17 protein-coding genes are annotated in these 20449 nt (G+C 48.1%); 15 read left to right on the forward strand and 2 right to left on the reverse strand.

Annotated features, from left to right (window positions below; translation table 11 throughout):
- Positions 1-6 precede the first annotated feature (6 nt).
- A complete protein-coding gene (locus tag RBB45_RS01615; RefSeq protein ID WP_009794970.1) occupies positions 7-141 on the reverse strand; it encodes a YycC family protein in 135 nt (44 codons plus the stop codon).
- A 154-nt stretch (positions 142-295) separates the two neighbouring features.
- The gene (locus tag RBB45_RS01620) at positions 296-556 is read right to left on the reverse strand and encodes a DUF2627 domain-containing protein (protein ID WP_009794971.1); all 261 of its coding nucleotides are present in this window, start codon (positions 554-556) and stop codon (positions 296-298) included.
- Positions 557-704: 148 nt separating this feature from the next.
- Here RBB45_RS01620 and RBB45_RS01625 point away from each other — a divergent pair, with 148 nt between their 5' ends.
- From RBB45_RS01625 to RBB45_RS01695, 15 genes are all read left to right on the forward strand, one after another.
- Positions 705-2783, forward strand: coding sequence for a sigma-54-dependent Fis family transcriptional regulator (locus RBB45_RS01625; RefSeq protein WP_306009033.1), 2079 nt, complete (start codon positions 705-707; stop codon positions 2781-2783).
- Positions 2784-2917: 134 nt separating this feature from the next.
- Positions 2918-3820: a phosphate butyryltransferase gene (gene yqiS / locus RBB45_RS01630; protein ID WP_035403056.1), complete on the forward strand. Its 903-nt coding sequence runs from the start codon at positions 2918-2920 to the stop codon at positions 3818-3820.
- 31 nt (positions 3821-3851) lie between these two features.
- Positions 3852-4946 (forward strand): branched-chain amino acid dehydrogenase, encoded by a 1095-nt coding sequence (bcd, locus tag RBB45_RS01635; RefSeq protein ID WP_022544175.1) that lies wholly within the window; start codon positions 3852-3854, stop codon positions 4944-4946.
- Between the two features lie 130 nt (positions 4947-5076).
- Positions 5077-6183: a butyrate kinase gene (gene buk, locus RBB45_RS01640; RefSeq protein WP_009794975.1), complete on the forward strand. Its 1107-nt coding sequence runs from the start codon at positions 5077-5079 to the stop codon at positions 6181-6183.
- Positions 6184-6194: 11 nt separating this feature from the next.
- Complete coding sequence (gene lpdA, locus RBB45_RS01645) at positions 6195-7616, forward strand: dihydrolipoyl dehydrogenase (RefSeq protein WP_009794976.1); 1422 nt, start codon at positions 6195-6197, stop codon at positions 7614-7616.
- A gap of 542 nt (positions 7617-8158) precedes the next feature.
- Positions 8159-9154: a thiamine pyrophosphate-dependent dehydrogenase E1 component subunit alpha gene (locus tag RBB45_RS01650; protein WP_094767094.1), complete on the forward strand. Its 996-nt coding sequence runs from the start codon at positions 8159-8161 to the stop codon at positions 9152-9154.
- 12 nt (positions 9155-9166) lie between these two features.
- Positions 9167-10150 (forward strand): alpha-ketoacid dehydrogenase subunit beta, encoded by a 984-nt coding sequence (locus tag RBB45_RS01655; RefSeq protein ID WP_009794978.1) that lies wholly within the window; start codon positions 9167-9169, stop codon positions 10148-10150.
- 192 nt (positions 10151-10342) lie between these two features.
- Positions 10343-11647 (forward strand): dihydrolipoamide acetyltransferase family protein, encoded by a 1305-nt coding sequence (locus RBB45_RS01660; RefSeq protein WP_094767095.1) that lies wholly within the window; start codon positions 10343-10345, stop codon positions 11645-11647.
- A 191-nt stretch (positions 11648-11838) separates the two neighbouring features.
- A complete protein-coding gene (locus RBB45_RS01665) occupies positions 11839-13698 on the forward strand; it encodes a methylmalonyl-CoA mutase subunit beta (protein WP_180827356.1) in 1860 nt (619 codons plus the stop codon).
- Positions 13691-15886 (forward strand): methylmalonyl-CoA mutase, encoded by a 2196-nt coding sequence (gene scpA, locus RBB45_RS01670; RefSeq protein WP_306009034.1) that lies wholly within the window; start codon positions 13691-13693, stop codon positions 15884-15886. Before RBB45_RS01665 ends, scpA begins: the two co-directional genes overlap by 8 nt.
- On the forward strand, positions 15886-17007 hold the full coding sequence (gene meaB, locus RBB45_RS01675) for a methylmalonyl Co-A mutase-associated GTPase MeaB (RefSeq protein ID WP_187445345.1): 1122 nt from the start codon (positions 15886-15888) through the stop codon (positions 17005-17007). Before scpA ends, meaB begins: the two co-directional genes overlap by 1 nt.
- Before the next feature lie 257 nt (positions 17008-17264).
- Positions 17265-17702: a BrxA/BrxB family bacilliredoxin gene (locus tag RBB45_RS01680; RefSeq protein WP_009794984.1), complete on the forward strand. Its 438-nt coding sequence runs from the start codon at positions 17265-17267 to the stop codon at positions 17700-17702.
- A gap of 297 nt (positions 17703-17999) precedes the next feature.
- A complete protein-coding gene (locus tag RBB45_RS01685) occupies positions 18000-18803 on the forward strand; it encodes a transporter substrate-binding domain-containing protein (RefSeq protein WP_022544173.1) in 804 nt (267 codons plus the stop codon).
- A 158-nt stretch (positions 18804-18961) separates the two neighbouring features.
- The gene (locus RBB45_RS01690) at positions 18962-19621 is read left to right on the forward strand and encodes an amino acid ABC transporter permease (protein WP_248137398.1); all 660 of its coding nucleotides are present in this window, start codon (positions 18962-18964) and stop codon (positions 19619-19621) included.
- Positions 19614-20336: an amino acid ABC transporter ATP-binding protein gene (locus RBB45_RS01695; protein ID WP_009794988.1), complete on the forward strand. Its 723-nt coding sequence runs from the start codon at positions 19614-19616 to the stop codon at positions 20334-20336. Before RBB45_RS01690 ends, RBB45_RS01695 begins: the two co-directional genes overlap by 8 nt.
- Positions 20337-20449 lie beyond the last annotated feature (113 nt).

Genomic DNA, 20449 nt, shown 5'->3' on the forward strand with positions numbered 1-20449 from the left:
CCTCAATCAATTCTTTTTTTCAAGTTCCATCATCTTCTGTATTAAAATATGCTGGGGCATGTGCATGATTTGCTCTAGTGGAACATTGAGCTTCTCGGCAAGCTTGATTGCCGTTTCGGGGGAAATCTGCAATGGCTTCATCTCCGTCCCTCCTTTCTGAATATCAGCAGCAAATGATAAATTTCCAATAATAATACTTATCTGCAAAGAACAGCACCCCGGCAGCGAACGGGGTGCTGTTCTTTATATAACGGGAATGAAATATTCTGTGCTCCCGGGTTGCCTGTGTAAATAATCAATCAGCCTTTTTAGCCTGGATCCTCTCTCTTCTAAAACGGTCCTGCACCTTATTCCTTTTTCGGTCGCGGTACAGTATGAAGCCGGCGACAAACCCCAGCCCCAGCAAAAAGAAAAGCAGGCCGGCCAGGAATTGAAGCCATAAATAGGGGAAAGGGCTTTGGAGAATGCCAAATACCATATCCCTCATCAGTTTAACACCAATGGCAGCAATAAAGCCGGGTATCAATAAAACAACTAATGCAGCGATTCTTATCATATTTTGCCCCTTATTTAAAAAAGTCTCTTCATCGGTAATGATAAATTATAGAAGAAATTTGTCAAGCATGGAGAAAATTATTACAATAGTATTGAAAGATCTTGCAGACTATCAGTGAAAAAATCTTCGTACTAAGAGAGGGATAGCCATGCAGACAGTTATGATAGTCGGTGCCGGAAAAGGCGGAACGGCCATTTTGCGGCTCCTGAGAGAAACGGCGGTCCTTGATGTATCGGCAGTTGTCGATATCAATGACAATGCTCCGGGAATCCAGCTTGCACGCCTGGAAGGGATTCGGACCGGTCCCGATTGGAGAGAATACATAAAAGAAGATCCAGATATCATCATTGAAGTGACGGGTGAAGAGAAGGTTTTTATCGATCTCAGGGAAGCACGGTCGAAAAATACAGTGCTTATTCCCGGAAGTGTAGCCTTTCTTATCAGCAAGCTGCTTGAGGAAAAAGAAGAGCTTATTGAGGAATTCAAAAATGAAACATATAAGCATGACCTGATTTTCAATTCTACGGACGATGGAATGGTCGTTGTCAATGGAGAAGGCCGGATCATCCTCTTTAATCGAAGCGCCGAAAGGATGACAGGCATCCCAGGCGGAAAGGCAATCGGAAAACACGTACTTGATGTGATACCAGGCAGCTGCCTTCCGAGGGTACTGGAAACGAAAAGGACAGAGCTGAATCAGGAGCTTGTGCTTGCGAATGGACTGGAAATCATAACGACCAGGATACCGATGATTGGGGAAAAGGGAGAGCTGATCGGTGCGTTCTCTGTTTTTAAGGATATTACCGAAGTAGTCAATCTCGCCGAAGAAATCACAAACCTGAAAGAAATACAAACCATGCTCCAGGCTATCATCCAATCAAGCGATGAAGCGATTTCGGTGGTGGATGAAAATGGAAAGGGGCTGCTGATCAATCCGGCTTATACAAGGATCACTGGACTGACAGAGGAGCAGGTAATCGGACAGCCGGCAACGGCAGATATTTCTGAAGGAGAAAGTGTACATATGAAGGTCCTTCAGTCGAGAAGGGCAGTAAGGGGGGCGGCGATGAGAGTCGGCCCCGGCAAAAAGGAAGTGGTTGTCAATGTCGCTCCGGTAATTGTGGACGGCAAGCTGAAGGGCAGCGTAGGTGTCATCCATGATATGTCAGAAATCAAAAGCCTGAACAGGGAACTTACTAGGGCACGGCAAATTATCCGTACGCTTGAAGCAAAATATTCTTTTGAGGATATTATCGGCACATCCGAAGAAATGACATTGGCGATTGAGCAGGCAAAGCTGGGGGCTAAAACGCCGGCAACCATTCTTCTCAGGGGAGAGTCCGGAACGGGCAAGGAATTGTTTGCCCATGCCATCCACAATGCTAGCGGGAGAAAATACAATAAATTTATAAGGGTCAATTGTGCGGCCTTGTCGGAAACCCTGCTGGAAAGCGAGCTTTTTGGCTACGAGGAGGGCGCCTTTTCCGGCGCCAAACGGGGAGGGAAGCGCGGCCTGTTTGAAGAGGCCCATAACGGCAGCATTTTCCTCGATGAAATTGGCGAAATGACAGCCAATACACAGGCCAAGCTGCTAAGGGTGCTGCAGGAGAATGAGATCACAAGAGTTGGCGGCACTAAGCCGATTCCGATAAATGTAAGGATCATTGCTGCGACCAATGTAAATCTGGAAAAGGGGATTGCTGCCGGCACTTTCCGTGAGGATTTATATTACCGGATAAACAGGATGCCGATACATATTCCTCCTTTAAGGAATAGAAAGCAGGATATTCCACAGCTCTGCAGCAGGCTGATCCAGAAGATCAATCAGGAATATGGGCGCAATGTCGATAAGGCTTCGGAAGAGGCTATATCAGCACTTATGTCCTATGACTGGCCGGGCAATGTAAGGGAACTGGATAATATTCTGGGGCGCGCCATTATTTTTATGGGCTATAATGAAACGGAAATTGAAGTAAGGCATCTTCCTGAAATGATTTTGAAGCAGCATAAGGGTGAAACGCCAGCAAGTTCAGTTCCGGAAGAATATGGCGGGAATGACGCCCCGCTTGCCGAGCTTGTCGAAAACTTTGAAGCCTCCATGATTAAAAGGGCCCTGGATAAGCATAATGGCAATAAAACGGCAGCTGCCAAAAGCCTGGGATTGTCTGTCCGGAATTTGTATTATAAGCTTGAAAAATATAACCTTGCAAATAATGGCGTGCAATAATTTTCATAGCGTGAAAAATTCTGCAGGTTCTTTAGTGGGATGAATAAAGCGTTTTCAGTAAATGTAGGCTGGCACATTTCTTGCATAGTATAATATTGGTGTCGCAGCATTTGATTAAAGGGGTTGAAAACAAATTGAGGTTGAGCTCGCTCATAGAAAAAGCAGCAGGAAACAGAAAACAGACAGTCGCAGTTGCCGCAGCAGAAGACCATGAAGTAATGGACGCAGTAGCGGAAGCGGCCAAGCGCAATTTGGCTCATTTTAAATTATTCGGCGACGGAGAAGCAATTGAAGAACTGATCTATAATAGAAATCTTGCGGCTGCGGGTGGAAGGATAGAAGTTATCCATGCACGAACAGCAGAAGCAGCAGCTGAAATGGCTGTAAGGGCAGTAAGCCAAAAAGAAGCCAGTGTGCTGATGAAAGGCAATCTTTCAACTTCGATCATATTAAAAGCAGTGCTTAATAAAGATTATGGGCTTAGAACGGGCAGTGTCCTTTCCCATGCAGCTGTTTTTGAAGTGCCTGGCTACGACAGGCTCATCATCATTACGGATGCAGCCATGAATATTGCGCCGGATTTGAAGCAGAAAGAGCAAATCATTAATAATACAGTCAAGATTGCGAGAAGCATAGGCATCGACAATCCAAAGGTGGCTCCGATTGCTGCCGTTGAAACGGTCAATCCTTCTATGCAGGCAACTTTGGATGCTGCCGCTCTGGCCATGATGAATAAAAGGGGCCAGATCAGAAACTGCATTGTTGACGGCCCGCTTGCACTGGATAATGCAATCTCGCCAGCGGCAGCCGAGCATAAAGGAATCAGCAGCGAAGTTGCAGGAAATGCAGATATACTGCTTGTCCCTGCTATTGAGACAGGCAATGCTTTATATAAATCGCTTATGTATTTCGCAGGTGCAAAGGTCGGGGCAGTCATTGCAGGCGCCAAAGCGCCGATCGTCCTGACATCACGGGCTGATTCGGCAGATAGCAAGCTGAACTCACTCGCTTTGGCCCTTTGCTCTGCATCATCTTAATTTTTTTGAAAAACAGGGGAGGAATATTAAAATGGAACTATTCAAATATATGGAGACTTATGATTATGAGCAGCTTGTATTCTGTCAGGATAAACAATCAGGACTGAAGGCAATCATCGCCATCCATGATACAACTCTTGGACCGGCTCTCGGCGGTACGCGCATGTGGACGTATGAGTCTGAAGAGGCGGCAATTGAAGATGCCCTGCGCCTGGCCAGGGGGATGACTTATAAGAATGCAGCAGCCGGCCTGAATCTGGGCGGAGGCAAAACGGTCATCATCGGAGATCCCCGCAAGGATAAGAATGAGGAGCTGTTCCGTGCGTTCGGCCGCTATATCCAAGGGCTGAACGGCCGTTATATTACTGCCGAGGATGTAGGCACAACGGTAGCAGACATGGATATGATCCATGAGGAAACAGATTATGTCACGGGCATTTCACCGGCTTTCGGTTCTTCCGGAAATCCTTCACCGGTCACGGCATACGGCGTATATCGCGGAATGAAGGCAGCTGCAAAAGAAGCTTTCGGCAGCGATTCACTGGAAGGGAAAGTCATTGCCGTGCAGGGAGTAGGAAATGTGGCATTCAATCTTTGCCGCCATCTGCATGAAGAAGGCGCAAGTCTGATTGTGACTGATATCAACAAAGAGGCAGTTCAGCGCGCAGTCGATGAGTTTGGTGCAAAGGCAGTGAATCCGGATGAGATTTACGGAGTAGAATGTGACATCTATGCACCATGTGCCCTGGGAGCTGTCATCAATGATTCAACCATACCTCAGCTGAAGGCCAAGGTAATTGCCGGTGCAGCCAACAACCAGCTGAAAGATACTGCTCACGGTGATCTGATCCATGAAATGGGAATCGTCTATGCCCCTGATTATGTCATCAATGCCGGCGGGGTCATCAATGTAGCTGACGAGCTGTACGGGTATAACCGCGACAGGGCTATGAAAAAAGTTGAGACCATTTACAACAATATTGAAAAAGTAATTGAAATCGCCAAAAGAGACGCTATTCCTACTTATAAGGCCGCTGACCGTATGGCTGAGGAAAGAATTGAAAGAATGCGTAATTCACGGAGCCAATTTCTTCAGAACGGGCACCACATCCTTAGCAGGCGCTAACCCGGGGACTGCTGAAAAAGGACAACAAGAGCGCTGAATAATTTATTCAGCCTCTTTGATTTTAATGATATAGCAGCATATCCAGCGGCTATAATGATAGAAAGAGACAATCTGAATTGGAGGTTTAATCTTGCAGGTACACAACCATCGAATTCTCGTAATCAACCCAGGTTCAACTTCCACGAAAATCGGAGTATTCGATAATGATATATCCATTTTTGAAAAGACGATCCGCCATGATTCCGGGGAAATCAATTCATTTGAAAAAATCATCGATCAATATGCCTTCAGGAAAAGGACAATCCTCGAAGCACTGGACCAAGAAGGCATGAATATTTCCAAGCTTGATGCCGTCTGCGGGCGCGGCGGTCTTCTGCGGCCGATCGAGGGGGGCACATACGGGGTAAATGAAGAGATGCTCCGCGATCTGAGGGAAGGCTATTCAGGCCAGCACGCATCCAATCTCGGCGGGATCATTGCCTTCGAAATAGCGTCAGGCCTTAACATTCCTTCTTATATAGTAGATCCTGTCGTAGTGGACGAGCTTGAAGATATTGCGAGGATTTCAGGATTTGCCCTGATCGAAAGAAAGAGCATCTTCCATGCCCTTAATCAGAAAGCGGTAGCCAGACGGGTCGCTAAAAAGCTGGGCAGGAAATATGAAGATTTAAATCTGATCGTTGCCCATATGGGCGGCGGGATCACTGTGGGCGTCCATAAGATGGGAAAAGTCGCTGATGTGAACAACGGGCTTCATGGAGATGGCCCATTCAGCCCGGAAAGGGCAGGCACCGTCCCGGCAGGAGATCTGGTGGACCTTTGTTTTTCAGGGGACTTCTATCGCGATGAAATCATGAAAAAGCTTGTTGGCCAGGGCGGCCTTGTCGGTTATTTGGGGACGAACGATGCGGTCGAGGTCGAAAAAATGATTGAAAAGGGCAGTGAAGAAGCTAAGCTGGTCTACTCCGCGATGGCCTATCAGGTCGCCAAGGAGATTGGATCGGCAGGTGCAGCCCTATCCGGCAGGGTGGATGCCATTATTTTGACAGGCGGACTAGCCTACGGGAAGGAATTCATCAAGGATATAAGCAGCCGGATCAATTGGATAGCGGATGTCATTGTGCAGCCTGGTGAGAACGAGCTTCAGGCACTGGCAGAAGGAGCCCTGAGGGTGCTGCGCGGCGAGGAAGCAGAAAAGAATTATCCCGGCTCGGAAAAAAATAAAGCAACGGTTTAGGAGGAATAGAATTGGCACAAGAATACGACTTAGTCATACTCGGCGGAGGCACAGGGGGCTATGTAGCCGCCATCCGCGCTTCACAGCTGGGCCTAAAGACGGCAGTTGTCGAAAAAGGGAAACTGGGGGGCACTTGCCTCCATAACGGATGCATCCCGAGCAAGGCGCTCCTTAGAAGTGCAGAAGTATATGCCACCGCCCGCCATGCTGAAGAGTTCGGCGTTTTAACAGGAGATGTTTCGGTCAACTTCGGCAAGGTGCAGGAAAGGAAAAACAAGATTATTGACCAGCTCCATAAAGGTGTCCAGCATCTGATGAAGCAAGGGAAAATCGATGTCTTCGAAGGTCTTGGCAGAATCCTGGGCCCATCCATTTTTTCTCCTATGCCGGGAACCATTTCAGTTGAAATGAACAATGGCAGCGAGAATGAAATGCTGATCCCAAAAAACGTCATCGTATCCACGGGGTCCCGCCCGCGGACGCTCCCTGGACTCGAAATAGATGGAACCCAGGTGATGACATCTGACGAAGCACTCGAGATGACCGAGATTCCAAAGTCTATTATTATTGTAGGCGGCGGAGTAATTGGCATTGAGTGGGCTTCCATGCTTTCCGATTTCGGATCAGAAGTTACAGTCATCGAGTATGCAGACCGCATCATTCCAACAGAAGATAGGGAGATCTCCAAGGAAATGCAGCGGCTGATGAAGAAAAAAGGCGTTAAGTTTGCTGTTGGGGCCAAGGTCCTTCCAGAAACGCTCCAAAAAGGTGAAGAAGTGAAAATTTCTGCTGAAATTAAAGGCGAGAAGAAGGAATTCTCTGCTGAAAAGCTCCTCGTTTCTGTGGGCCGCCAGGCTAATACGGAAGGCATCGGTCTTGAAAACACCGACATCCAGATTGAAAAAGGGTTTATTTCGGTCAATGAATATTTTCAGACAAAAGAATCGCATATCTACGCAATTGGCGATGTCATCGGCGGACTGCAGCTCGCCCATGTGGCTTCCCATGAAGGAATCACTGCAGTGGAGCATATCGCAAATGAAAATCCTTCACCGCTGGATTACAGCCTGATATCCAAATGCATATACAGCTCACCTGAAGCTGCGAGTGTGGGGCTGACAGAGGATGAAGCAAAGGAAAAGGGCCATGATGTAAAGACAGGCAAATTCTCCTTCCGTGCTATCGGCAAAGCCCTTGTGTTCGGGGAATCGGACGGTTTCGTCAAAATTGTCGCTGATAAAGAAACAGATGATATCCTTGGTGTCCATATGATCGGCCCTCATGTAACAGATATGATTTCCGAGGCCGGACTGGCAAAGGTGCTGGATGCTACACCATGGGAAGTAGCTCACACCATCCATCCGCACCCAACCCTTTCCGAAGCCATCGGAGAAGCAGCCCTCGCAGTAGACGGCAAAGCTATACATGGCTAGAAATGCGGAGGCGACTGTTCAATAAAGGAACGCAGACTAAGAGCGCCACGTCCTGTGGCAACGTCTGCATGACCCACATCCTGTGGGCCTCAAGCATAAGACGAGCAGGACGGAAGGTTGTTCTTTAACCTTTTGGCCTGATTGGCTTATGACTCGAGCGCCTAGGAGCCGGAGCTGGACAGAGAGAAAAGCGGAGGCGGCTTGCACAGAGCCGGCAAGCATAAGACGCCCAAGGATAAAAGGCGTTCTTTGCCTTCAATTCTTGGGTGGCTTATGACTCGAGGCTCTAGCCGCCGGAGCTGGACAGAGAGAAAAGCGGAGGCGGCTTGCCCAGAGCCGACAAGCATAAGACGCCCAAGAATAAAAGGCGTTCTTTGCCTTTAATTCTTGGGTGGCTTATGACTCGAGGCTCTAGCCGCCGGAGCTGGACAGAAAGAAAAGCGGAGGATATTTGCCCGCTTATATCTGATTTTATAAGATCATTAACAGCAAAAAGGAGTCTCGCGCTCCTGCTACATATTGAATTTTGAGGAGGCAAACAAATGGCTGAAAATCGTCATAAAGATTTAGGGCTAAGCGATGATAAGGTATTGGAAATGTATGAGACCATGCTGCTTGCCCGCCGGATTGATGAGCGGATGTGGCTTTTAAATCGTGCAGGCAAAATCCCCTTCGTTATATCCTGCCAGGGGCAGGAGGCAGCACAGGTAGGCGCTGCTTTCGCCCTTGACACTGATAAGGATTATGTACTGCCATACTATCGCGATATGGGCGTAGTGCTTACATTCGGGATGACGGCAACAGAGCTGATGCTGTCAGGTTTTGCAAAGGCTGAAGATCCGAACTCAGGAGGCCGTCAGATGCCGGGCCACTTTGGGCAGAAGAGAAACAGAATCGTAACGGGCTCATCCCCAGTTACAACACAGGTTCCTCATGCTGTAGGAATTGCCCTTGCAGGAAAGATGGAAGGAAAGGACCTTGTAACCTTCACTACCTTTGGAGAAGGATCCTCCAATCAGGGTGACTTCCATGAAGGTGCAAACTTTGCAGGGGTCCATAAGCTCCCTGTCATTTTCATGTGTGAAAATAACAAATATGCCATTTCCGTCCCGATTGAAAAACAGCTGGCATGCGAAAATGTTGCCGACCGTGCTGTCGGCTATGGGATGCCTGGCGTGACTGTTGACGGCAATGACCCGCTTGAAGTATACAAGGCTGTGAAGGAAGCTGCTGACCGCGGCCGCCGCGGAGAAGGTCCTACACTTGTTGAAACAGTATCATACAGGCTGACACCGCACTCATCAGACGATGATGACCGCAGCTACCGTGCACCGGATGAAGTGGCTGAAGCAAAGACAAAGGATCCGATCATCACTTTTGGCGCTTATCTGAAGGAAACAGGCCTCATGAATGATGAGCTGGAAAAAGAAATCAATGACCGGGTGATGAAACTGGTTAATGAAGCAACTGAATATGCAGAAAACGCACCGTATGCTGATCCGGAACATGCGATGAAATATGTCTATGCTGAGAAGTAAGGGGGAAAGAAAATGGCTGTAATTTCTTATATTGATGCCGTAACTATGGCAATCCGCGAAGAAATGGAAAGAGATTCAAAAGTATTTGTTCTAGGGGAAGACGTTGGGAAAAAAGGCGGAGTATTTAAAGCGACTCAAGGCCTGTATGAAAAATTTGGCGAGGAACGCGTAATCGATACCCCGCTTGCTGAATCTGCCATCGCGGGTGTTGGAATTGGTGCAGCGATGTACGGAATGCGCCCGATTGCAGAAATGCAATTTGCCGATTTCATCATGCCTGCCGTTAACCAGATCATTTCGGAAGCTGCCAAGATCCGCTACCGTTCAAACAATGACTGGAACTGCCCGATGGTCATCCGTGCCCCATACGGCGGGGGAGTCCATGGTGCCCTTTACCATTCCCAGTCAGTTGAAGCCGTATTTGCCAATCAGCCAGGACTGAAGATTGTCATGCCTTCTACTCCTTATGATGTAAAAGGGCTGCTGAAGGCAGCTATCCGGGATGAAGATCCGGTCCTGTTCTTCGAGCATAAGCGGGCATACCGCCTGATCAAGGGCGAAGTCCCAGATGATGATTATGTGCTTCCAATCGGCAAGGCAGATGTGAAGAGGGAAGGCGAAGACATCACAGTCATCACTTATGGCCTTTGTGTTCACTTTGCCCTCCAGGCTGCAGAGAGACTTGCGAAGGATGGCATTTCTGCACATATCCTTGATTTGAGGACTGTTTATCCGCTTGATAAGGAAGCAATCATTGAAGCTGCTTCCAAAACAGGAAAAGTGCTTCTCCTTACAGAAGATAATTTAGAAGGAAGCATTATGAGCGAAGTGTCTGCCATTATCGCCGAAAACTGCCTGTTTGAACTTGACGCGCCAATCAAGCGCCTTGCAGGGCCTGATATCCCGGCAATGCCATATGCGCCAACGATGGAAAAATACTTCATGGTCAACCCTGACAAAGTAGAAAAAGCCATGAGAGAACTCGCTGAGTACTAAGAAAAGCGGAGGCGACTGTTCAGGTGCGACAAGCATAAGACGAGCAGGTCGGAAGGTTGTTCTTTAACCTTCTGGCCTGATTGGGTTATGACTCGAGCACCTAGGAGCCGGAGCTGGACAGGAAGAAAAGCGGAGGGCGCTGCCTTAGCAGCGCCGCCCATAAAATATCTATAGCAATGGAGGGTATGCCAATTGGCTATTGAACAAATAAAAATGCCGCAGCTTGGTGAGAGTGTGACAGAGGGCACCATCTCCAAGTGGCTTGTTTCTGTCGGCGATACAGTAAATAAATACGACCCTTTAGCTGAGGTCATGACAGATAAAGTGAATGCAGAAGTCCCATCTTCTTTTACCGGTGTAATAAAAGAACTGATTGCCGGGGAGGGAGACACACTTGCAGTGGGTGAAGTGATCCTGACGATTGAGGTTGAAGGCGGGAATACTGACGAGGCAGCTGGAAAAGAGAATTTCAAGACAGAAGAAAAAGCGGCATCTTCAGAAACAAAGCTGGAAGAAAGCAGTCCATCCAAGGCAAGATATTCGCCTGCAGTGCTAAAGCTCTCCCAAGAGCACGGCATCGACCTGAACCTGGTGAACGGAACAGGTGCAGGAGGCCGCATTACAAGGAAGGATCTCCAGAAGCTGATTGATTCAGGGGATATTCCTCAGGCTGAGGCAAGGCAGGAAGAGCCGGCAGCCTCACAGAAGGCACAAGAGCCTGCTGCACAGACTCAGGTTCAAGCTGAGCCGGCAGCAAAGCAGCCAGCTGCTGCGCCGAATGTTCCAGTCATGCCTGGTGATATAGAAATTCCGGTAACAGGTGTCCGTAAGGCAATTGCCGCAAATATGCTCCGAAGCAAGCATGAAGCACCGCATGCGTGGACAATGATGGAAGTGGATGTTACGAATCTTGTCGACTACCGCAACTCCATCAAAAATGAATTCAAAACAAAGGAAGGATTCAACCTGACTTTCTTTGCATTCTTTGTCAAAGCAGTAGCCCAGGCCCTTAAGGAATATCCGCAGATTAATTCAATGTGGGCAGGGGACAAGATCATCCAGAAAAAAGATATTAATATCTCCATTGCAGTCGCAACAGACGATGCGCTTTTTGTGCCAGTAATCAAGCATGCTGATGAAAAAACGATCAAAGGCATCGGCCGTGAAATCGCAGAGCTTGCCGGCAAAGTGCGGAGCGGCAAGCTGACTTCAGCAGAAATGCAGGGCGGCACATTCACAGTCAATAATACCGGCTCATTTGGGTCTGTCCAGTCAATGGGCATCATCAACTATCCTCAGGCTGCAATCCTGCAGGTTGAATCGATTGTTAAGCGCCCGGTCGTCATGAACAATGGCATGATCGCAGTCCGGGATATGGTCAACCTTTGTATGTCGCTGGACCACCGTGTCCTTGATGGCCTTGTGTGCGGACGGTTTCTGCAGAGGGTTAAAGAGATACTTGAGAACACATCAAAAGAAAATACATCTGTGTATTAAGAAGAACGAAAGGCGCTGCAGTTTAATCAAGCTGCAGCGTTTTTTGGCTTTATTTGAAAAGGGAGAACGTCCTTTGTCCTTCGTTGCCAGTTTAGCTCTTGTATACTACAATAATATTAGAAAAATAATTTAGAATATTGATGAATTTCAGTTCCTGGGAGGAGGGAAGCTGCTGTCACAAGCAGCGTTCTATGAGTTATCAAGAGATGGAGAAAATATCATTTCCCGAAAAAACGATGGAAGATTGGAAGCGGGCAGCAGAATCCGCTTTAAAAGGAAGGGCGGCAGAGTCATTAGACCGGCTTACATATGAAAACATAAAATTGAAACCGCTTTATTCTGCAGAAACATCAGCCCTTACTCCAAAATCGCAATATCCGGGGCAGGAGGATTTCCGGCGGGGCATTGAACCTCTCGGCTACAGCAAAGCTGATTGGAAAATTGCCCAAAGGATTTCCGGAGAAACTGCAGAAGACCTGAAGCAGGAGTTAAAGCGGGCGCTGGAGAATGGCCAGAATGCTATTGTTCTTCCTGTTGAAGAGCATTTCCTTGAAAGCTTTGCGGGAATACTGGATGGAGCATATAGAGAATACCCTTTTGCCATCAATGCTGCGGGCAGCCAATCCAGCATGCTTGCTGTTCTGGAAAACCTGCCGCAATCTAAGGAGATACACGGTTATATAGGAAGGGACCCGCTGGCTGAAGCTGCATCAGAGGGTCTTCCGGGAGATCAAATGGTGGAAGGGCTTTATGATGATTGGGCGGTTACATTGGAGAAAGCGGGGGCTGAGATGCCGAAGCTTAGGACGATTCTTGCCGATGCTGTCCCTTATCATAATGGGGGAGCCCATGCTGCGCTTGAAGTGGCAGCTGCAGCCGCTGCAGCGACAGAGCATGTGAGCAGACTTTTGGACCGCCATCTTTCCCTGGAGGATATACTTTCAAAATTGGTTTTCAGCTTCGCGTCAGGCGGAAACTTCTTTATGGAGATTGCCAAGCTGAGGGCCGCCAGAATTATATGGGGGAAAATCGCAGCTGCCTTCGGAGCACCAAAAGACATGCAAAAAATGGTCATTGCGGCAGAAACATCGTATTTCACAAAAACGATGGCTGATCCTTATGTCAATCTGCTTCGCTCAGGAAATGAAGCTTTTGCCGCGGTGATTGGAGGAGTCCAGTACCTGCAGGTGAGAGCATTTGATGAAGTTTTGGGGAGTTCAGGATCTTTTTCGCAGCGGCTTGCCCGCAATATACAGCTGCTTCTCAGAGAAGAGGCGCATCTTCTGAAGGTGGCAGACCCTTCAGGGGGATCCTGGTATATTGAAAGCCTGACAAATGAACTGGCGGAAAAAGCGTGGGATCTCTTCCTTCAGATTGAATCCTTCGGCGGCATGGCTGATGCGCTGGAGAAAGGATGGATCCAGGAGCAGACAAGAGAAATCCTGGAGAAAAAGAAGCATGATGCCGAGACGAGGAAGAAAAGTATAGTTGGCACAAATGTTTATGCGAATCTTGAGGATAAGCTGCCTGACAGGGGAGGCAGCCTTAAAGAGGGGGCTAACTCCGGCTGGACAATCAGGCCGCTTCACCAGGAGAGGCTATCAGCCACATTTGAGAATATCAGGACAAAGGCCCAGGAATTGAGACGCGGCGGCGGGCAATTGCAGGCGGGGCTGATTTCACTCGGGGAATTAAAGGAGCATAAAACAAGAACCGACTTTGCTGCCGGCTTTTTCGCTGCCGGGGGAATTGCTGCTGAACACAGCCCGGGTGTCAGTGGATTCCCTGATGCAGAAGCGCTCCTGAAAAGGGATTATACCTGCTATTGTATTTGCGGAACCAATCAGCAGTATGAGACGGCTGGCAAACAGCTGCTAAGAGAATTAAAGGAGAGGTATCCGGAATCGGTTGTTTACCTTGCGGGGCATCCCGATTCACCGGCGGAAGAATGGAGGGAGCTTGGCATTCATGACTTCATAACTGCCAAGAGCAATGTCTGTTCAATTCTTGGAAAGCTGCTAGAAGAAACAGAGGTGAAAATGAATGGCTAACAAACCGGATTTCAAGAGCATCAGTTTGTTCGGCGCAAGCCAAAAGGAAGCGGAATATGAGTGGAAGCAGGAGGCCGGCAGGCTGGCTGGAGGGGAGGCCGGCAGCCTGCGGTTCGAGACCAATGAACATATTGGGATCAAGCCGCTGTATACGGAATCGGATATTAAAGGACTGGACCATCTGGATGATAAGCCCGGCCTTCCTCCGTACACAAGGGGTCCCTATGCGACCATGTATGTCAACAGGCCATGGACAGTCCGCCAGTATGCCGGCTTTTCAACAGCAGAAGAAAGCAATCAGTTTTACCGCAGAAACCTGGCCATGGGGCAAAAAGGACTATCGGTTGCTTTTGACCTGGCTACACACCGCGGCTATGATTCTGATCATCCGCGGGTGGTGGGGGATGTAGGAAAAGCGGGGGTGGCCATTGATTCAATCATTGACATGAAGACCCTGTTTGACGGGATTCCGCTTGACCAGATGTCTGTGTCGATGACGATGAACGGTGCTGTCCTGCCTGTTATGGCATTCTTTATTGTAACGGCCGAGGAGCAGGGTGTGAGCCAGGAAAAACTGTCAGGCACGATCCAGAACGATATTCTTAAGGAATATATGGTCCGCAATACATATATCTATCCGCCTGACATGTCGATGAAGATCATTGCGGATATCTTTGAATATACATCCCAGTATATGCCAAAGTTCAACTCTATCAGTATATCAGGCTACCATATGCAGGAGGCGGGAGCACCTGCAGACATTGAGCTCGCCTATACGCTTGCAGACGGGCTTGAATATGTCAGGACCGGGCTGAAGGCCGGAATCGGCATTGACTCTTTTGCCCCTCGGCTCTCCTTCTTTTGGGCAATTGGGATGAACTATTTTATGGAAGTGGCAAAAATGCGGGCAGCAAGGTATATCTGGGCGAAAATGATGAAATCCTTCGATCCGCAAAATCCGAAATCCATGGCTTTGCGGACGCATTCCCAAACATCGGGGTGGAGCCTCACAGAGCAGGATCCATTCAATAACGTAACAAGGACGCTGATAGAAGCCCATGCTGCGGCGATGGGGCATACCCAGTCGCTTCATACGAACGCACTGGATGAAGCCATCGCGCTCCCGACTGATTTTTCCGCAAGGATTGCCCGCAATACCCAGCTCTACCTGCAGGAAGAGACAGGCATCACGGATGTGATCGACCCATGGGGAGGATCTTATTATGTAGAATCTTTGACCAATGAGCTGATCCAAAAGGCGTGGCAGCATATTGAAGAGATTGAGAGCCTTGGAGGCATGGCCAAAGCTATTGAAACCGGTCTTCCGAAAATGAGGATTGAAGAAGCGGCTGCCAGGAGGCAGGCCCAGATTGACAGCAGGAAAGAAACCATTGTCGGAGTGAATAAATACAGGCTTGAAAAAGAAGACCCGATCGACATACTTGATATTGATAATACAGCCGTAAGGCTTAAGCAATTGGATAAGCTTGAAAAGCTGAAGAACACAAGGGACAGTGAAAAAGCTGCCGCGGCGCTTGAAGCCCTGACGAAAGCTGCAGATACAGGAGAAGGGAACCTTTTAGATCTTGCCGTGAAGGCTGCCAGGGCCAGAGCGACTCTTGGGGAGATCTCTTTTGCTATCGAAAAGTCAGCGAGGCGCCATAAAGCAGTCATTCGTTCTATCAGCGGCGTGTACAGTTCTGCTTTTACCAATGAAGAAGAAATTGCCGAGGTGAAGAGCCTTACGGACGGGTTTCTTGAAAATGAAGGAAGGCGCCCGAGAATCCTTATTGCCAAGATGGGCCAGGATGGCCATGACAGGGGAGCGAAGGTAATTGCCACGGCATTTGCAGACTTGGGCTTTGATGTGGATATCGGACCGCTTTTCCAGACTCCGGCTGAAACAGCTCTTCAGGCAGTGGAGAATGATGTTCATGTGATTGGCATGAGCTCGCTTGCAGCCGGCCATAAAACACTTCTTCCACAGCTGGTTGAAGAGCTTAAAAAGCTGGGCAGGGAGGATATACTCGTCATTATCGGGGGAGTGATACCAGCTCAGGATTATCAATATTTATACGATAACGGGGCATCCGCCATTTTTGGGCCTGGGACGGTCATTCCTGCCGCTGCCCAGAAAGTCGTGCAGGAGATTTACAGAAAGCTTGGCTATGAGGAAGTGGCTGAATAATGAAGGACAAGAAGCCGAGCTGGCATGATGGCAGGCCGCCAGACCTTTTCTCCACTTCCCTTCGTGAGGGGAAGGAGATGGCTGCTCCCCAGCCTTTTGTACAGAAAGGCCCGAAATTCCAAAAAAAGAAGTCGGACCCTCTGTCGGCGGATGAGCTGAAGAAGGGGATCCTTTCAGGAAACAGGAGCCTTCTGGCAAAAGCAATCACGCTGGTTGAGAGCAATGCAGAGCGCCATTTCAGAACTGCTCAGGAATTGCTGCAGGAGGTTCTTCCCCACACCGGCAATTCGATCAGAATCGGCATTACTGGAGTGCCCGGGGCAGGAAAGAGCACCTTTATCGAGGCGTTTGGGAGCCTTCTTTGCGGGCAGGGGCATTCAGTGGCAGTGCTGGCTGTCGATCCGAGCTCAAGCATCAGCGGCGGAAGCATTCTTGGCGATAAAACGCGGATGGAAAATCTCTCGAGAAATCCAAATGCCTTTATCAGGCCATCAGCTGCAGGTGGCAAGCTTGGCGGCGTGCACCGGAAAACCCGGGAGACCATGCTTTTGTGCGAGGCGGCAGGCTATGATGTGATTATTGTTGAAACAGTCGGGGTTGGCCAAAGCGAAATCATTGTCAGGGAAATGGTCGATTTCTTTATGCTGCTGGTCCTGACCGGGGCCGGGGATGAACTCCAGGGGATGAAAAAAGGCATTATGGAAATTGCAGATGCCATCATCGTCAATAAAGCAGACGGTGCTAATGAACCCCAGGCATTGAAGACAAGAGAAGAATATTCACGCATTGTCCATTTTCTTCAGCCGGCTACAAAGGGCTGGGAAACGAAAGCTCATTCCTGCTCTGCCCTGACCGGCAAAGGCATCCTGGAAATTTGGGAAGAGATTAAAAGCTTTAAGGACTCTGCCTCCCATTCCGGCGTGTTCAGCCAGAGAAGGCGGGAGCAGTCGAAGGAATGGATAAACAGCATGATCATGGATCAGCTTCAATATAGCTTCTTCCAGCATCCAGAGGTCAGAAAAGAGCTGCCGCAAATGGAAAATGAAGTGATCTCCGGCGGAAGGACGGTTGCTTCTGCGGTTGAGCATTTATTTGCTCTTTTTAAAGAGGCGAGAGAATAAAAAAGCGGCCGGTGTTCAACGGAACACCGGCCATATCTAGGGAGTTTAGGGGTATGGATCTAGCTGTACTGTTATCATTCCCCAATATCTGGCTAATAAACTTTATTTTAGAATTTTATTGGATTTTAGTGGGCGGATTTTATTGTTACTTGGCCTAAGCAGGCTTCTTTGAGTTGAATGCATTGAAAAAAGCAGCATGAAATTGCTATTATTAGAAGAGATATAAGTCTAACTATTTATATGAGGGGCGATAAAGAATGAATATGGATTTTAATTTGTTTATGAACGATGTCGTTCGCCAGGCCCGCCAGGAAATTGTGGCAGCCGGATATACAGAGCTTACCACTCCGGAGGATGTTGATCATGCGCTGTCCCAGAAAGGCACGACGCTTGTAATGGTCAATTCTGTCTGCGGCTGTGCCGGCGGGATTGCACGCCCTGCTGCAGCTCACTCTCTGCATTATGATAAGCGCCCTGACCAGCTTGTGACGGTCTTTGCGGGGCAGGACAAGGAAGCGACAGAAAAGGCGCGGTCTTATTTTACCGGATTCCCTCCATCATCACCATCTTTCGCACTTATGAAAGACGGAGAAATTATTACAATGGTGGAGCGTCATGAAATTGAAGGGCACGAACCAATGGCAGTAGTCCAAAAGCTTCAGGATGCTTTTGATAAATATTGCGAAGAAGTTTAAGTATCATACAAGAAAACCCCTGCTGAACGCAGGGGTTTTTTTTTCGTTCAGTAAACCGGCAAACCCTGATTTCTCCGAAAAAAAGCTATAAAACTTTTATTAAATAGTAATAATATAATTAAAATATATATTAATATTTAATTATATTATTGCATAAATATTAATATGTGTTAAAATTCATTGTAGTGAATAAGTATTAACTTAGTGTTTTTACTTGAAATAACAGGATCTAACACTATAAAATACTACTAATTATGAAAATAATTAATTTTCTAAAAACTATAGGAGGAAAGTAAAATGAAAAAGAGTATGTTGCTGTTTTTGGTAAGTATATTGGCAGCTGGAATCCTGGCAGCCTGCGGGGCGAGTGAACAGCCGGCTTCAAGCGGCGGTGAAGCGGGAGATTCAGGATCAGATGATGAAAAGGTGCTGATTATGGGTACTTCGGCTGATTATCCGCCATTCGAGTACATCGATACTGCAAAAGGCGATGATATTATCGGTTTCGATGTTGATCTTGCAAATGCATTGGCAGAAAAGCTTGGCTATAAAGTTCAGGTTGAGGATATTGAATTCAGCGGGCTCGTTCAAGCGCTGAAATCCGGCCAGGTAGATATTGTATTGGCGGGAATGTCTCCGACTGAAGAACGCAAAAAGAATATTGACTTTACAGATATCTACTACACAGCGAGACATATGATTGTGACAAAGAAGGACAGCGGGATCGAAAAGCTTGAGGATCTAAAAGGCAAGACAGTCGGCGTCCAGCTGGGATCCATCCAGGAAGGGAAAGCAAACGACATTGCTGAAGAGATCGATATCAAAGTTGAAAACCGCAACCGTATCCCTGAGATTGTTCAGGAGCTGATGACCGGCCGCTTTGATGCTGCCATCATTGAAGATACAGTAGCAACAGGCTATTTTGAATCAAATGAAGATCTCAATGGATTTGTCATTGAAGATGAAGAGGAGCTTGGATCTGCTATTGCCCTTCCGAAGGACAGCGAGCTGACAGACGATTTCAACAAAGCCCTTCAGGAAATGAAGGACAGCGGCGAGCTTGAAGAATTAGTACTGAAATGGTTTGGCGGAGAAGAGTAATTTTGTGGCTGATGTTCAGCAGGAATTCCTGCTGGACATTTTGCATCCGCTGGAATGGACAGCCTTTCAGTCCGGGCTAGCGAACCGAATGGACAAGCTGCCGAAGATAAGCAGGCTGCCATTGAATGCGCCTCAGAAAGAGAGGAATGAGACAGATTATGAATTTGGATTTTGCTCAGTTTATCCCATCAATGCCATATATATTAAAAGGGATTGGCGTCACCCTGCAAATTGTGCTGCTTGCAGGTCTTCTTGGTTTTGCACTCGGAATCATACTTGCCCTATTTAAAATAAGCTCCATGAAGTATCTCGGCTGGCTTGCGGATGCATATACATCCATCTTCAGGGGAACGCCGCTCGTGCTTCAGCTGATGCTCATCTATTATGGATCTCCCCAGATCCTCGGCTTTCAAATAGAGCCTTATGCAGCAGCAGTGCTGTCTTTCGGACTTAACTCCGCAGCTTATATATCAGAGATCATCAGAGCCGGGATACTGGCGGTGGACAAAGGGCAGCGGGAAGCTTCAATGGCCCTTGGGATTCCTTATAAAAGGATGATGTGGGATATCATCCTCCCGCAAGCACTGAAAAACATCCTTCCAGCCCTTATGAATGAATTTATCACACTTACGAAGGAATCAGCGATCGTTACAACAATAGGAGTCATGGATATTATGCGCCGTTCCTATCAGGTGGGCGCCGAGAAATATTCCTTCTTTGAGCCTCTTCTGATTGCGGGCCTGATTTATTATGTAATGGTCATCACATTGACGATCATCGGCAAAGCGGTTGAAAGGAGGATGAGGCGAAGTGATTAAGGTAGAGAATCTGCACAAAAATTTCGGCAGCCTGGAGGTGCTGAAAGGGATCAGCACAACGGTCCAGGACGGTGAAGTGGTGGCGGTCATCGGCCCTTCCGGCTCCGGGAAATCAACATTTCTGCGGTGCCTGAATCTGCTTGAGCAGCCAACGGATGGCAGGATATTCATCGGCAAAGAGGAAGTAACCGGCCGGAAAACGGATATTATGAAGGTGAGGCAGGAAGTAGGCATGGTTTTTCAGCACTTCCACCTGTTCCCGCATATGACAGCGCTGGAGAACCTCACATATGCCCCGATGAAAGTAAAAGGAGTTTCCAAGCAGGAAGCTGAAAAAATCGGCACCGGGCTTTTGCAGAAGGTTGGCCTTTCAGAGAAGGCGAATGAATATCCGAACCGCCTGTCAGGGGGACAAAAGCAGAGGGTGGCCATTGCCAGGGCGTTGGCTATGCAGCCGGACATGATGCTGTTTGACGAGCCGACATCTGCCCTGGATCCCGAAATGGTCAAGGAAGTGCTGGACGTCATGAAATCCCTTGCCCACAGCGGTATGACCATGGTGATCGTGACCCATGAAATGGGCTTTGCCAAGGAAGTGGCAGACCGGGTCCTCTTTCTGGATGGAGGGGTTCTTGTAGAGGATTCTCCTCCGGAAGAATTTTTCTCGAGTCCTAAAAGTCCAAGGGCAAGAGACTTCTTGCAAAAAGTGCTTTAAAACGTATAATTAGGAAGAAGATGGTCCCAGATCATCTTCTTTTTCAATTGGCCGGCTTTTCCCACGGCATATCGGGGAGGCTTTACATAAGTTTATTTACAGCCTTCAGGGGT

Origin of the sequence: Bacillus sp. MMSF_3328, from assembly GCF_030733525.1 — a bacterium.
Taxonomy (GTDB): Bacteria; Bacillota; Bacilli; order Bacillales; family Cytobacillaceae; genus Bacillus_AB; species Bacillus_AB infantis.